Origin of the sequence: Pseudomonas sp. YNh, from assembly GCF_037993085.1 — a bacterium.
Taxonomy (GTDB): Bacteria; Pseudomonadota; Gammaproteobacteria; order Pseudomonadales; family Pseudomonadaceae; genus Aquipseudomonas; species Aquipseudomonas putida.
The window spans coordinates 376,088-389,859 of record NZ_JBBMRJ010000005.1; the positions used below are offsets into that span (position 1 = coordinate 376,088).

At 61.1% G+C, this 13,772-nt stretch carries 11 protein-coding genes and 1 pseudogene; 4 read left to right on the forward strand and 8 right to left on the reverse strand.

Features of this window, described 5'->3' with window-relative positions; genetic code table 11:
- The first annotated feature begins 130 nt into the window (after positions 1 to 130).
- The gene (locus WF331_RS07500) at positions 131 to 3,025 is read left to right on the forward strand and encodes an HD domain-containing phosphohydrolase (protein WP_016500309.1); all 2,895 of its coding nucleotides are present in this window, start codon (positions 131 to 133) and stop codon (positions 3,023 to 3,025) included.
- A 20-nt stretch (positions 3,026 to 3,045) separates the two neighbouring features.
- Here WF331_RS07500 and WF331_RS07505 read toward each other — a convergent pair whose 3' ends face one another.
- The gene (locus WF331_RS07505; RefSeq protein WP_284397988.1) at positions 3,046 to 4,758 is read right to left on the reverse strand and encodes an FAD-dependent oxidoreductase; all 1,713 of its coding nucleotides are present in this window, start codon (positions 4,756 to 4,758) and stop codon (positions 3,046 to 3,048) included.
- A 194-nt stretch (positions 4,759 to 4,952) separates the two neighbouring features.
- Here WF331_RS07505 and WF331_RS07510 point away from each other — a divergent pair, with 194 nt between their 5' ends.
- From WF331_RS07510 to WF331_RS07520, 3 genes are all read left to right on the forward strand, one after another.
- Positions 4,953 to 5,729, forward strand: a complete 777-nt coding sequence (locus tag WF331_RS07510) for an IclR family transcriptional regulator (protein WP_016500307.1) — start codon at positions 4,953 to 4,955, stop codon at positions 5,727 to 5,729.
- Positions 5,730 to 5,869: 140 nt separating this feature from the next.
- Entirely contained in the window at positions 5,870 to 6,922 is a 1,053-nt protein-coding gene (locus WF331_RS07515) for a Gfo/Idh/MocA family protein (RefSeq protein WP_016500306.1), read from the forward strand.
- 31 nt (positions 6,923 to 6,953) lie between these two features.
- Positions 6,954 to 7,769: a sugar phosphate isomerase/epimerase family protein gene (locus tag WF331_RS07520; RefSeq protein WP_284397986.1), complete on the forward strand. Its 816-nt coding sequence runs from the start codon at positions 6,954 to 6,956 to the stop codon at positions 7,767 to 7,769.
- A 247-nt stretch (positions 7,770 to 8,016) separates the two neighbouring features.
- Here the strand turns inward: WF331_RS07520 and WF331_RS07525 are convergent, their stop codons facing one another.
- The 7 genes and pseudogenes from WF331_RS07525 to WF331_RS07555 form a co-directional block, all read right to left on the reverse strand.
- Complete coding sequence (locus WF331_RS07525; protein ID WP_431357535.1) at positions 8,017 to 9,306, reverse strand: MFS transporter; 1,290 nt, start codon at positions 9,304 to 9,306, stop codon at positions 8,017 to 8,019.
- A 307-nt stretch (positions 9,307 to 9,613) separates the two neighbouring features.
- Positions 9,614 to 10,027: a histone-like nucleoid-structuring protein, MvaT/MvaU family gene (locus tag WF331_RS07530; RefSeq protein ID WP_016500303.1), complete on the reverse strand. Its 414-nt coding sequence runs from the start codon at positions 10,025 to 10,027 to the stop codon at positions 9,614 to 9,616.
- 335 nt (positions 10,028 to 10,362) lie between these two features.
- Positions 10,363 to 10,620: a PAAR domain-containing protein gene (locus tag WF331_RS07535; RefSeq protein WP_061202415.1), complete on the reverse strand. Its 258-nt coding sequence runs from the start codon at positions 10,618 to 10,620 to the stop codon at positions 10,363 to 10,365.
- A complete protein-coding gene (locus tag WF331_RS07540) occupies positions 10,617 to 11,507 on the reverse strand; it encodes a DUF6708 domain-containing protein (protein ID WP_284397803.1) in 891 nt (296 codons plus the stop codon). The genes WF331_RS07535 and WF331_RS07540 overlap by 4 nt, the downstream gene beginning before the upstream one ends.
- Before the next feature lie 2 nt (positions 11,508 to 11,509).
- Positions 11,510 to 11,707, reverse strand: coding sequence for a hypothetical protein (locus tag WF331_RS07545; protein WP_284397800.1), 198 nt, complete (start codon positions 11,705 to 11,707; stop codon positions 11,510 to 11,512).
- The gene (locus WF331_RS07550; RefSeq protein WP_284397797.1) at positions 11,704 to 12,594 is read right to left on the reverse strand and encodes a hypothetical protein; all 891 of its coding nucleotides are present in this window, start codon (positions 12,592 to 12,594) and stop codon (positions 11,704 to 11,706) included. The genes WF331_RS07545 and WF331_RS07550 overlap by 4 nt, the downstream gene beginning before the upstream one ends.
- Before the next feature lie 2 nt (positions 12,595 to 12,596).
- Positions 12,597 to 13,772, reverse strand: a pseudogene (locus WF331_RS07555) (T6SS effector BTH_I2691 family protein); the annotation flags it as partial.

Consider the following 13,772-nt stretch of genomic DNA (forward strand, 5'->3'; position numbering starts at 1 on the left):
CTCTACACTGCTGCCAAGATGGACCAGGGCTACTTGCCACCATTCGGCCCGTCACGCTGCCTGCGAATGGCCCTGGCCTGCATGATCGTTCTGGCTGCTCCTTCAAACTGCCACACATGGAGTACCTGGAATGGGCTGCGTGTCGAATGGCCGTGTTGCCGGTAAAGCCGGGCGTGGCATCTCGCTGCAATGGCTGGTAGCGCTGGCCGTCGTGCTGGGCATGCTGTTGCTCGGCGCCGCCCTGGCCTGGCAGGGTTATTACGGCATTCGCCAGACCCTGGTAGCCGCCGCCGGCGATGCCGCCCAGCAAGTTGGCAAGACCATCGACGAACGCGCCCGGCGGCTGATCGACCCGGCACAAAGCAGTATCCGCCTGCTGGCCCACAACCCCGCTGCACATACCCAGGCACAGCGCTTCGAACGGCTGCCACAGCTGGTCGAGACGCTGGATGCCAACCGCATGCTCAGTGCTGCCTACATCGGTTACACCAATGGTGATTTCCTGCTGGTGCGCCGGCTGCGGGACCCACAGCTGCTGCAGCGCTTTGCCGCGCCGGCGGGCACGGCGTTTCTGGTGCAGAGTGTCAGCCGGGGTGAAGGCGGGGTGGTACAGGGCGAGTGGCGCTACTACGACAGGGCGTTGAACCTGTTGCAGGCTCAGGCCAAACCCGATTACCGCTACGACCCACGCACGCGCCCGTGGTTCGCCGAAGCCAGCGCACAGCGCGGTACCGCGCTAACGCCGCCCTATGTGTTCTTCACCACCCGCGAGATCGGCCTGACCATGGCGCAGCGCAGCGTTGACGGTGGTGCAGTGATCGGCATGGATGTTTCGGTCAACGACCTGGCCAGCGAAACCCAGGGGCTGCGCATCACCCCCGGCACAGAGATTGCGGTGGTCGACGACCAAGGCAGCGTCGTGGCCTACCCGAACCTGCAGCGGGTAATCGTGCATGAAGGGCAGGGCCTGCGCCTGTCGCGTGTCGGCGAACTGGGCGTTGCAAGCCTGCAACACCTTTACGCTGACCAGCAGCAAGGCACCCGGGCACAGCCCTATCAGGTGCAGGGCCAGACCTGGTATGGCATGCGCATCCCGCTGACCAACCTGGCCGGGCAGGACCTGCAGGTGCTGATTGCCGTGCCGGCCCATGAGTTGTTGGCCGGTGCGCGCAAGGTGCTGTTCGAACAGTTGCTCTGGACCGCTGCGCTGATGGCCGTGCTGCTGGTGCTCGGCGGGGTACTTGGGCGGCGCATCGGTCGCCCGTTGAAGGTGCTGGCCGAGCAGGTGCAAGGCTTGGCCGGCTTCGACTTCAGCCGCGAAGTGGGGGTGAAGTCGCGGGTGACCGAAGTACGCGAACTGAGCCATGTACTGAGCCGCATGTCTGGCACCATCCGCAGCTTTCAGGCCATTACCCTCGCGCTCAGTCGCGAGCGCGACCTCGAGCACATGCTCGATGGCGTACTCACCCACCTGGTGCATGCTGCCGGGGCCGATGCTGGTGTGGTGTACCTGTTTGACGCCGAGCACGCGCTGCTGCGCCTGGCCGCCTCCTGCCGCGGTGAGCAATACCCGGCCGAGCTGGCCGTGGATGAAGCTGCCCGGCCCACGCTGCCCGCTGCCGTGAACCAGGCCCTCGGCCTGCACGAGCGCAGCCTGGCTGTGGTGCTGAAAGACCGTAGCCAGGCGCTGTTGGGCATCCTGGTGCTGCAACTGGACGACGACCAGCTGGGCCAGCCGTTCCGGCAGTTTGTCGAAGAGCTGTCGGGTGTGGTGGCTGTGGCCATCGAGACGCGGCAGCTGGTCGAAGCCCAGCAACGCCTGATGGATGCCATGATCAAGCTGCTGGCCGACGCCATCGATGCCAAAAGCCCCTATACCGGCGGCCATTGCGAGCGGGTGCCGCAGCTGGCGCAGATGCTGCTGGACCAGGTAGTTGCCGCCGACACCGGCCCCTATGCCAGCTTCAACATGACCGAAGCCGAGCGCTATGAATTTCGCGTGGCGGCCTGGCTGCACGATTGTGGCAAGGTCACCAGCCCCGAGTATGTGGTGGACAAGGCGACAAAGCTGGAAACCCTGCACAATCGCATTCACGAGGTGCGCATGCGCTTTGAAGTGCTGTGGCGCGATGCCGAGCTCGCGTACTGGCAGGGCCTGGCCAGCGGTGCCGATCAGCGGGCGCTGCAAGCCAGCCTGGTACAAAGCCAGGATCGGCTGCAGAATGACTTTGCCTTCGTCGCCCAGGCCAACATCGGCGGCGAGTTCATGCAGGACGCCGACATCGAGCGTTTGCAGCAGATTGGCCAGCGCCGCTGGCAGCGCCACTTCGACAACCGCCTGGGCATTTCCCGCGACGAGGCGGAGCGTTTTGCAGGTTTACCGCAACCTGCACTCCCGGTAGACGAACCCCTGCTGGCCGACCGGCCGGAGCACCGCGTGCCCTGGGGTGAACGCAAACCACCGGTGGCCAAGGGCGACCCGCGCAACCACTGGGGGTTCGACATGCGCCTGCCAGCCCATGCCAGCGACCATGGCGAGCTGTACAACCTGTCGATTCGACGCGGCACGCTGAATGACGAGGAACGCTTCAAGATCAATGAGCACATCGTGCAGACCATCATCATGCTCAGCGCGCTGCCGTTTCCACGCCAGCTGAAAAGGGTACCGGCCATTGCCGGCAACCACCACGAGAAGATGGATGGCAGCGGTTACCCGCGCCGGCTGGGCGAGCACGACCTGGGCATTGCCGAACGGGTGATGGCGATTGCCGACATCTTCGAAGCGCTGACCGCTGCCGACCGGCCGTACAAGCCACCGAAGACGCTGTCCGAATCAGTAAAAATCCTGGTGTTCATGGCCCGCGACAGGCACATCGACGGGCAACTGCTGCACCTGTTCTTGAGCAGCGGGGTGTACCGCCAGTATGCCGAGCGTTTCCTGCGCGCCGAGCAGATCGACGAGGTCGATGTGCCTTACTGGCTGGCGCAGATATCCGCTTCGAGCGCAGCAATGCCTGCCACCTGATGCAAACCTTTCGGCGTACCTCACTCGTACCCTTGCACCCCGGCAATGTGCCGCCCGGCCACATAACCAAAGGTCAGCGCCGGGCCCAGGTTGATGCCACCCGACGGGTACCAGCCCCCAAACACGCTGGCCATGTCGGTACCTGCAGCATACAACCCCGGGATCGGCTGCCCGGCCTCGTCCAGCACGCGGGCATTGCCATCGGTGCGCAGCCCGGCAAAGGTGCCAAAGCAGCCAGGCTTCACCTTCACCGCGTAGAACGGCCCATGCTCAATGGGCGCTACACAAGGGTTGGGCCCTTTGTGCTGCGGGTCGCCCTGTTTGCGGTTGAACGGTGTGGAACCACGGCCGAATGCCGGGTCCTGGCCGTTGCGGGCGTGGCTGTTGAAGTCATCGACCGTGGCGCGTAACCCGGACGGGTCGATGCCACACGCCTGGGCGAGTTGTTCGAGCGTGGCGCCGCGCTTGAGGTAGCCGCTGCGCACATGCGGCGCTACCGGCAGCGGTGCCGGGCGGGCGTAACCCAGGCCATAGCGGCGCAAGAAGCGATGGTCGCAAACCAGCCACGAGCACACTTCCTCGTCCGACGGCACCGCCGCGACCATGGCTGACACATAGTCGTAATAGCCATGCGCTTCGTTGACAAAGCGCTTGCCGTTGGCCAGTACGCCAATGATGCCGGGCTTGCCGCGCTCGATGATGTGCGGGAAGTGGCCGACGCTGCCGTCGCGGTGCGGCACCTGCGAAACCGGTGCCCACGCCACTGGCGATTTGAGGTCGGTGGCAACCACGCCCCCGGCCGACTCGCCCAGGCGCAGGCCGTCACCGGAACAACCCTGCGGCGGCAGGGCCAGGTTGTCGTGGCCGCTGGCATCACGCGGGAAAAGCTGCCGGCGCCGGGCGCTGTCGTTGGGGAAGCCACCTGCCGCGAGTACCACGGCCTTGGCCCGGATCTGCCGGTCGCCCTGCGGTGTGCCCACCAGCACCCCACGTACCTGGCCTTCTTCGACCAGCAGGCGTTTGGCCGGCGCCGACTCCTGCAGGTGCACGCCCAGGTCTTGTGCCGACTTGGCCAGGCGCGCCACCAATGCCACGCCGTTGACCAGGTGCATCGCCCGGCCATACCGGGCCAGGTGATACAGGTGGCGGCCAAAGCGCTTGCACACGTGCAGCAAGGCCTTGGGCGAGCGGGTCATGTTGAGGAAGGCGGCCAGGTCTGCGCCGGCCATGATCGGCATGCCCATGAATGAGGTTTCGCGCAGGGTCTTGCGCAGGCGCGGCAGCAAGGCGCCCACCTGGCGGGCGTCGTACGGCGCGGCAATTACCTGGTGGCCGCCCTGGGCCGCACCGGGTGTGTCGCCATGCATGTCCGGGATGCCGTTGCCGTCGGCAAACTGCAGCGCTGTGTGTTTTTCGAAGAACGCCACCATGTGCGGGCAGGCTTCGAGAAAGGCATCCACTCGCTCGGCGTTGTAATTCGCCCCCAGTTCATTGCGCAGGTAGGTGCGTGGCTGCTCGATGTCTTCCACAATGCCAGCCCGCTGGGCCAGCGGGTTGCGTGGCACCCATGCCCAGCCGCCCGACCACGCGGTGGCGCCGCCAAACACGGGTTCCTTCTCAAGCACGATCACCTTCTGCCCGTGCCAGGCAGCTGTCACGGCCGCAGCCAGCCCGGCGGCGCCAGAGCCTATGACCAGTACATCGTATTCGGTATCGAGAGCAGCAGAAGGCATTGCGGCGTTCCTGTTTTGTTATTAGAACAAGGTTCCATATTTTTATCCGCAGTGGGTCGGCCCGCAATGGCCTGGCAGCCTGGAAGGGCAACTACTGGGCGATAACCGGACATTTCAAGGGAGGCTGGCTGCGCGCTCTACCGCTCATATGGAATCATCTTCTAGAATCCGCAAAAAAATCAGGGAACTGTGTCATGGCTGGTAGTCAGATCGAACGCGCCTTCAGTCTTGTAGAGAGCCTTACCGGCGAACCCCAGGGGCTGCCCTTGCAAACCCTGGCCGAGCGCCTGGACATCCCCAAAAGCGCGGCCCACCGCATGCTCACCGAGCTGGTGCGGCTAGGCTACGTGCGGCAGAACCGCGACAACAGCCGCTACCAGCTGTCGGCAAAGCTGGTGGCCCTGGGCTTTCGTTACCTGTCCAGCAACGGTGCCGACATCATCCAGCCGATTCTCGACCGCCTGGCCCAGGACAGCGGCGAGCTGGTGCGCCTTGGCGTGATCGACGGTACCCGCCAGACCTGGATCGCCAAGTCCCAGGGCGCCCGCTCCGGGCTGCGCTACGACCCGGACATGGGCCGCGATGCGCCACTGTTCTACACCGCTTCAGGGCATGCCTGGCTGGCCAGCCTGGACGATGAACAGGCGCTGCAGATGGTGTTGCGCCAGGGCATTGCCGACCCTGCGCAGTTCGGCCCCAACGCACCACGTTCCACTGAGGAACTGCTTGCCTACCTGCACCGTGCCCGCGAGCAGGGATATGCCTGGGTGGAGGAAACCTCGGCCATCGGTACCTCGGCCCTGGCGGCGGTGGTGCGTCGCCCGCAAACGGACGAGGTGATTGGCGTATTGAGCATCGCCGGGCCTAGCGCACGGATGGCGCAAAGCCGCCTGGCAGAGCTGGCGCCGCTGTTGCTGGCGGCGGCGCAAGAGCTGTCTGCAGCCAGCCGGGCAAGCGAATTGTTTGCCTGAAGCCACATTACTGGTCGATTACCGCACAGTCTGTTCTACCGGTTCTTCTGAAAAGCTGAACTTGGTTCTAAATTGTTTAGTGTTGGTTCTGGAATTCGGTTTCAGAATCTGCCAAAAAACAACGACAAGAGGACAGGCTGTTGAATGCACCCCTTCGTATTGCCTTGATTGGCGCCGGCATCATGGGCCGCCAGCACTATCAGCACCTGCGTAACGTGCCGCAAGCCCAATTGTGCGCGGTGGCCGACCCGGGCCCGCAGGCCGAGGCCTTTGCCGCCGAGTGCGGCGTGCCCTGTTTTGCCGACCACCGGCAGATGCTGGAGCGTGTGCGCCCCGAGGCGGTGATCGTTGCCAACCCGAACAACCTGCATGTGGCTACCGCGCTGGATTGCATCGAGGCCGGCGTGCCAGTGCTGGTCGAGAAGCCGGTGGGCGTGCACCTGGATGAAGTTCGTGCATTGGTAGAGGGCTCGCGCAGCCGTGGTGTGCCAGTGCTGGTCGGCCATCACCGGCGGCACAATCCACTGATCGCCAAGGCGCACCAGGTGATTGCCGACGGCAAGCTGGGCCGGCTGATCAATGTCACCGCACTGTGGCAACTGCAAAAGCCAGACAGCTACTTCGACACCCCATGGCGTCGCGAGCCGGGGGCCGGCTTCTTGCTGACCAACCTGATCCACGACCTCGACCTGCTGCGTCATCTGTGCGGCGAGGTAGTGCAGGTGCAGGCGTTCACCCGTAACGATGTACGCGGTTTTGCCAACGAAGACAGCGCCGCGGTGCTGTTGCAGTTCGCCAACGGCGCATTGGGCAGCCTGACCGGCTCCGACGCGGTGGCCGCGCCGTGGAGCTGGGAGCTGGACTCCGGCGAAAGCCCGATCTACCCGCGCCAGGATGGCCAGCCTTGCTACCTGCTGGCTGGCACCCAAGGGGCGCTGAGTATTCCCCAGCTCAAGCGCTGGCACTACGCCGAGGCGGGGTCTGGCTGGCACACGCCGCTGCTGCAGAGCGAAGAAACCATTCCTGATGGCGAGGCATTGACCCTGCAGTTGCAGCATTTCGTGCGGGTTGCCCGCGGTGAGCAGGCGCCGCTGATCGACGCTGCCGACGGTGGCCGCACGCTGGCGCTGATCGAAGCCATCCGCCAGGCGGCGCAAAGCGGCCGGGCCTGTGCCCCCGAGCAGATTGCCTAAGCCGACCTTGAGTTATTTTTGGTGACTAACAATGACTGATCGAATTTTCTCCCTCGCCGCCCTGACGGTGCTCGAACTGTCCCCGCCGGACATGGTTGAGGCAGCTGCCCGCGCCGGTTACAGCCACGTTGGCCTGCGCCTGGTGCCGGCCACCGAACAGGAGCAGCACTTCCCGCTTGTGGCCGACGCCGACCTGCGCCGGCAAACCCAGGCGCGCCTGCGCGACACCGGTATCAAGGTGCTCGACCTGGAAATACTGCGCCTGAAGCCCGAAACCAGCGTGGCCGATTTCGAACCGATTCTGGCGGTAGGCGCCGAGCTAGGTGGCACAGAGCTGCTGGTGGCCGGCAACGACCCGGATGAGGCCCGTCTGACCGAGCGCTTTGCCGCGTTGTGTGACCTGGCAGCGGGGTATGGCATTTACCCGCATCTGGAGTTCATGCCCTGGACCGATGTGCGCGACCTGAGCCAGGCCATGCGGGTGGTGGCCAACGCCGACCGCAGCAATGGTTGCGTGCTGGTGGATGCCTTCCACTTCAATCGCTCCCGGTCTTCGCTGGACGACCTGGCACAACTGGCGCCGCAGCGCATGCGCTACGCCCAGCTGTGCGACGTCGCCGGCCCGGTACCCGCCGACATGGACGAGATCCTGCGGCAGGCGCGAAACGAGCGGCGCTTCCCCGGTGACGGCGATGCCGACCTGGTCAGCCTGCTGCGCGGCCTGCCGCCCACCGTGCCGCTGAGCCTGGAAATCCCCACACGGCAGCTGCTGGAGCAAGGCGTCAGCGGCGAACAGCGCGCGTGCATGGCGCTGGAGAAGGCCATGGCGGTGCTGGCCACCGTCTGATTTCGGAACCATCACGCAGTCTCCCGCTTAACCCCTGTAGGAGCAGCCTTGTGCTGCGAAGAGGCCGGTAAGGCTTAAGATTATCTTCGGCTGCAATGGCCTCTTCGCAGCGCAAGGCTGCTCCTACAGGACTTGTGTTTCCCCTTGCAATCAACGCTGCCCCGACAGAAAACGCGCTTTCACGGTCTGATCATCAGACCAAAAAAAGGGCCCGCAAGGGCCCCGTAGAGGTAAGTGGCTAGCGCCCTCAGGCGCTCTCGACCTTGCGTGGTGCCATGAAGTACATCCACACCAGCGCCAGGAAATACATGGCCGGAATCATCGTGAACAACACGGCATAGTTGTTGTTGGTGGCGGTCAGCACGCTGCCGACGATCTGCGTCATGAACATCCCGCCAATCGCCGCGCACATGCTGCCGAAGCCGAACACCGTGCTCACCAGGTGCTTGGGCGTGTAGTCCATCACCAGGCTCCAGATATTCGCTGTCCACGCCTGATGCGCGCCGACCGCCAGCGAGATGGCGGCCACTGCGACCCACAGGCCACTGGCGTTGGCGGCAAAGACGACGCTGACCATGGTGCAGGCAAAGATCAGCATCGACACCAGCCTTGCGGTGGTGGCCCGCACGCCACGGCCGATCAGCCAGGACGACAGGATGCCGCCGCCGATGCTGCCAAAGTCCGCCGTCAGCCAGATGATGATCAGCGGGATGCCCATCTGGGTCACGTTGATGCCCAGGCTGTATTGCTGGTTCAGAAACGGCGGCAGCCAGTACAGGTAGAACCAGAACACCGGCGCGGTGATCGCATAGGCCACCGCAAACGCCCAGGTGCCACGCAGGCGCAGGATACGGCTGAACGGCACGCGGGCAGGCTCGGGTTCATCGTCCTGCTGGATGTACTGCACCTCGCTCTGGCGCACGCTGGGGTGGTCTTCAGGGTTGTAGTACTTCAACACCCACAACACCACCCACACCAGGCCCAGGCTGCCCATGGCGATGAACGCGGCCTGCCAGCCCCACACGGCGAGGATCAGCGGCAGCAGGGCCGGGGTGACCATGGCGCCGACGTTGGTGCCGGCGTTGAACAGGCCGGTAGCGATGGCCCGTTCACCCGCCGGGAACCACAGCCGCACGGTCTTCACGCAGGCCGGGTAGTTGGCGGCCTCGGTCAGGCCCAGGATGAAACGGCAGACCATGAAGCCGGCCGCCGAAGTGGCCAGGCCATGGGCGCCAGTGGCCAGGCTCCACAGCAGTACGGCGAAGAAGAAGGCGCGTTTTACCCCGACCTTGTCGATCAGCCTGCCCTGCAGCAGAAAGCCGATGGCATAGCCGACCTGAAACCAGAAGTTGATGTTGGCGTAGTCCATCGCCGTCCAGCTCATCTCCTTGGCCAGCACGGGCTGCATGATGCCAAGGGCGGCTCGGTCGATGTAGTTCAGGGTGGTGGCGAAGAACACCAGGGCAAGCATGCCCCAACGGGTCTTGCCGACGCCGAAGGCGCCACGAAGCTTGTCGCCAATCGAACCCTTGTGCATCCGGGGCGCGGCGGGGGTGGTCTTGGTGTGGTTCATAAACTGCTCGTTTCTTGAAATTGTATTCAGCTGCGGTACTACAGGTGCGTGACCAAGTCCCAGGCAGGGGGCACGCAAGGCCGGTGCATGGTGCGCAGTGAAGGCGGCAGCGTCAATTCGAGAGACGGGCTACTGTTCGGTTACCGAACGGTTGCGTTGCCCTGTGGGCGCGGCAGGGATTCACGTCATTAAAGGGTAGAAGGCTTTCACCCTTGTTGCTTGATGGGCGCAGGCCAGGCAGGGAAGGGCAGGCTGTGCTGCACAGCAATGGCTACAGGCCAGGTTTGTGCGTGCATACCGACCATGCTGTTGCCCAGCTTTCGACCTCGGCACGGCCGTACTGCTTTATCCACAACCTTACGGTTTTGTGCAGGGTGCTTTTTGCTTCTACTTCCTCCCCGGTATGAGGGTTTATGTAGTATTTGCTTTGCCGAGCCCTGTAACGTGCGGGCGATACGACCGGGGGCGGTTGTTGATAGACACCGTAACCTTGGGTTGCGATTTCACTCTCGATGATGGCCAGTATGTTCGAGAGATTGAACTGATATTCTGCAAGCAGGTTGTGGAGTTTGCTTTCGAATTCGAATTCGCGGATGAGGCGCGGGTCGATTTGTATGAATGAGAGTTCGGACTTTTTAGTCGCGAGTAGTCGTTCGAGGGCGCGGAACTCGGCGAGGCGGGACATGGTTAATCTCCATCGGCTGATGGGGTTAGTGTTAAGGGTTGCCGAACGGAAATGCAAGCGGCGAAATAATTTGAAGGATTTTTCTTGGTTAACCACCATGGCTTTGTGAATCGTGGAGTTGTTTAGTTTTATGAGCTTTGTGTAAGGATATTCTGACGCCGGAGGAACTATTGGTCTCAGGGAATTACCGTTGGTTAAACTGCCTGTGAGCGCTTGTTGGGTGATTGGGCCGAAAGACGGCCTAATCACGTGACTGACAGGTTTTAGAGTTAGGGGAATGATCTCGTTTGGGTTCTGGCGTTTAACCGGCCTCGGCTCAGTGCCGGTATTTACTTTCAATCAATGAGCCAACCCTGGTCCCCCTCGATCAAAGTCCCTCCGTGGCTGGTGGTGTCTCCCTCTCGTGCGGCTGGTTGGCCCTCGATCATCGTGCAGGCAGCGCCGGTTTCGATGACGGCGCCGCAACTGATGCGGTCGCCCACCCGTGCGACGGCCCTGCCATCCACAAATGTTGCGCTTGCGCCTGTTTGCACGGTGCCTTCGCCATGGAGCGGGCAACTATGACGATGGCCTACAAGTACGATGGGTCTCATTTGCGCTTCTTTCTCTTTGGGTGAACAGGGGCTTCTTCGAAGGCTGCAGGGGGCGGTGGCTCTGCTCGGACGTTGAATAGTTTGCAGACGAAGTACCAACAGAGGGCAACGGTCAGGTTGTAGGGGAACAGCACGGCCCAGAACGGCAGTTGCCAGTTCTTTTTGCCCTGCATTTCACCAGGTTCGCCGGTTCGCCAGGGCGCGTAGTGTTGCCAGGCTTCTGCCGGGGTCAGGCAGATGGCGTGCAGCGGTTTGTGCCACCAGTTGGGTTCGCTGGGCGGGGGGAGTTTGTCCGGGCCGTGGGCCATGAAATGACGGAGGTATTCCCAGACTTCAGCGACGTGTTTGACGCCGGGTTCGGTGGGTTCGTTGCTGTCGATCCAGAGGCAGTCTTTTTGGTGGAGGCTGCCATCCTCCCGGCGAGGGGCGAATGCGAGGGCGTAACCGGTGCTGAATGATGAACCGCCGTATTCGGTGCGTTTGAAAAGGCCTCCGCCGGTGTTGCTCCATTCAAAGACGAATACCCGGCTCAAACGTTGGTAGTAGATTTTTTGGGTTGATCGGTTGAGGCAAATATTCGACAAGCCCTTTATAAAGAAGATTCGATAAGCCAGGAAAGGAGCGAATATGAAAGGGGTTGCTGAAAATAAAAGCATCAATACAATGTCTTTGTCGTAGAGGTCCGGAATACTGGGTAAGAGATAAGGGTAAGTACCTATTATCAGTGTTATTGTCATTGCGCAGTAAAGTTTCCCCATAAATACCGAGTCTGTTACCCATGGATTTCTCAGGCATAAAGTGTTCTCGGATACGCTTGCCAGTTGCCCTCCAATTGCAGGTTTGTGCCCAGAGTTTGACGTTGAATTGAATATCCAGATGGTTGCCATGCTCAGCGTTCCAGACGAAAAGGTGCGAGGAACTCATCGTCTTCGTCCAACCCTATATAGGCACTGTAAGCGAGGTGCAGTGAGACGTAATTTTGGTTGGCTAGCGTGTTCTCGAAAAACATAACTAGGCCAGCACCTACAGAGATGCGTGCGCTGCGGGCAGGGGCGGAGGTGGCATTGCTGACGGAGGCGTTAGTCATGCGCGCTTCCTTTTGCCCGAATGTGCCGGGCGCTCCTCAAACGCTTCAGGCGGTGGTGAGGCGACGCGAACATTGAACAGGCGACAGATGCCGTACCAGCAAATGGCGACGGTGAGGTTGTAGGGGAACAGCACGGCCCAGAACGGCAGTTGCCAGTTCTTTTTGCCCTGCATTTCACCGGGCTCGCCGGTTCGCCAGGGCGCGTAGTGTTGCCAGGCTTCTGCCGGGGTCAGGCAGATGGCGTGGAGTGGCTTGTGCCACCAGTTGGCTTCGCCGGGCGGGGGGAGCTTGTCCGGGCCGTGGGCCATGAAGTGTCGCAGGTATTCCCAGACTTCAGCGACGTGCTTTACGCCGGGCTCGGTGGGGTCGTTGCTGTCGATCCAGAGGCAGTCTTTTTGGTGGAGACTGCCATCCGCTCGGCGAGGGGCGAAGGCGAGGGCATAGCTGGTGCTGAAGGATGAGCCGCCGTATTCGGTGCGTTTGAATATGCCCCCTCCGGTATTGCTCCACTCGAAGACTAATACTTTGCTCAAGCGTTGGTAGTAGATTTTTTGGGTCGAACGGTTGAGGAAAAAGTTTGATAGGTTTTTTATAAAATAGATACGATAAATCAGAAATGGAACGAAGGGAAGTGGAGAGATTAAGAACAAAAGCATTAAAGCAGCATTTTTATTGTAGAGGTCTAAGGTGATTGGGAGGATTTGAGGGTAAAATCCGACGAGTGATATGACTGTTATTGCGCAGTACAGTTTTCCCATGAATACGGAGTCTGTTATCCATGGATTTCGCAGGCATAAGATATTTTCGGATGCGTTTGCCAGCTGTCCCCCAATTGCAGGTTTGTGTCCAGAGTCTGACTTTGAATTGAATATCCAGGTGGTTGCCATAATTAACGCTTCAGATGAAAGTTTGATTGGGTCTCATTATCTTCGTCCAAACCTTGATTGGCGCTGTAAGATAAATGCAGTGAGACATGATTTTGGTTTGCCAGTCTGTTCTCGAAATGAAGAACCAAACCACCACCTACGATGTGGCCGGTCGGGGCGGCTGGGAATACGTGCATTCCTTGGTCGTCATGTAGGGTGCTCAAACTTCCTGACCATTCGCTTACCCCAGGCACAAAGCCAGGCAGCAGCACGGTGAACTCAACGGTGGGTTGAGGTGTGGCTACTTCGTTATGGGTGATGGCAGTCCAGTTGGGCGGAGACCAGTGGTCATTCCGATGCCATTTAGTGTCGACTTTAGTTATACCAAGTGACAGGGCCTGCTCGGCGGATAGTAGTTTTGGTCCGTAATGCTCGTTGTGCCAGGCTTTGACCTCGGCTTGTAGCGACGCGTAAGCCGGAAGTTTCTGCTCATAGTCCAAGGTAATGCCAGCGCGCCCCTCTCCATCATTGATGCGATTACCGAAGATGCTGCGTGCGGCCCAAAGCTCAATTGGGCTGTGAAGGTGCTCATGGGCCTTGGCGTGCAGGTAAAGGCCTCCAGCAATGATGGCTACGCCTACTAGAACAAGAGCAGCTGCGGCCCATCCGGCAAATGGCACAACTGATGTCACGCCAGCAACGGCCAGTCCTGCTTCAAGGGCGACAGCGGAGCCAATAGCCATGGTGAATCCACCAGCCATCGTGTAACTGGCTGCAGTTAGGTTACCGTTGTTATGCTGTCGCAGCGCCTTAGCACTGTCCGCGAAAAAACTAAATGCTATTGCCGGATAACCAGCCAAACGCGCAAACAAATTACTGCTTAAGAACTTGATGATTCCATTACCAAAGGCCATGCCCGGCGCCGTTGAGCTCAATCTCAACATCACGGCCTTCTGCGTTGCCCGCACGCTGACCATCGTCGCCACCGCTGCACCGATCACCCCAAAAATCGATGAAGCAAAGCCCAAGGTGTATTCCGGTGCATCGTTCTTTTGCAGACTGTTATAGGCCGTCTTGAGCGATAAGATGTTGAACCACAGCATCCCCGCGTTCAATCCACCGCCACCGCCCGAGGTGAGCAACCCGAGAAAGTTGGGCTTCACTCGCGCAGTGGTGGTCAGTTCTATCGATATTGTCCG

What these genes read in the sequence shown, in the direction of transcription:
- WF331_RS07540 (WP_284397803.1), bottom strand. Translation starts at nt 11,507, where the DNA reads ATGGCAACCATCTGGATATTCAATTCAACGTCAAACTCTGGGCACAAA.
- WF331_RS07535 (WP_061202415.1), bottom strand. Translation starts at nt 10,620, where the DNA reads ATGAGACCCATCGTACTTGTAGGCCATCGTCATAGTTGCCCGCTCCAT.
- WF331_RS07510 (WP_016500307.1), top strand. Translation starts at nt 4,953, where the DNA reads ATGGCTGGTAGTCAGATCGAACGCGCCTTCAGTCTTGTAGAGAGCCTT.
- WF331_RS07530 (WP_016500303.1), bottom strand. Translation starts at nt 10,027, where the DNA reads ATGTCCCGCCTCGCCGAGTTCCGCGCCCTCGAACGACTACTCGCGACT.
- WF331_RS07505 (WP_284397988.1), bottom strand. Translation starts at nt 4,758, where the DNA reads ATGCCTTCTGCTGCTCTCGATACCGAATACGATGTACTGGTCATAGGC.
- WF331_RS07520 (WP_284397986.1), top strand. Translation starts at nt 6,954, where the DNA reads ATGACTGATCGAATTTTCTCCCTCGCCGCCCTGACGGTGCTCGAACTG.
- WF331_RS07550 (WP_284397797.1), bottom strand. Translation starts at nt 12,594, where the DNA reads ATGGCAACCACCTGGATATTCAATTCAAAGTCAGACTCTGGACACAAA.
- WF331_RS07525 (WP_431357535.1), bottom strand. Translation starts at nt 9,306, where the DNA reads ATGCACAAGGGTTCGATTGGCGACAAGCTTCGTGGCGCCTTCGGCGTC.
- WF331_RS07545 (WP_284397800.1), bottom strand. Translation starts at nt 11,707, where the DNA reads ATGACTAACGCCTCCGTCAGCAATGCCACCTCCGCCCCTGCCCGCAGC.
- WF331_RS07500 (WP_016500309.1), top strand. Translation starts at nt 131, where the DNA reads ATGGGCTGCGTGTCGAATGGCCGTGTTGCCGGTAAAGCCGGGCGTGGC.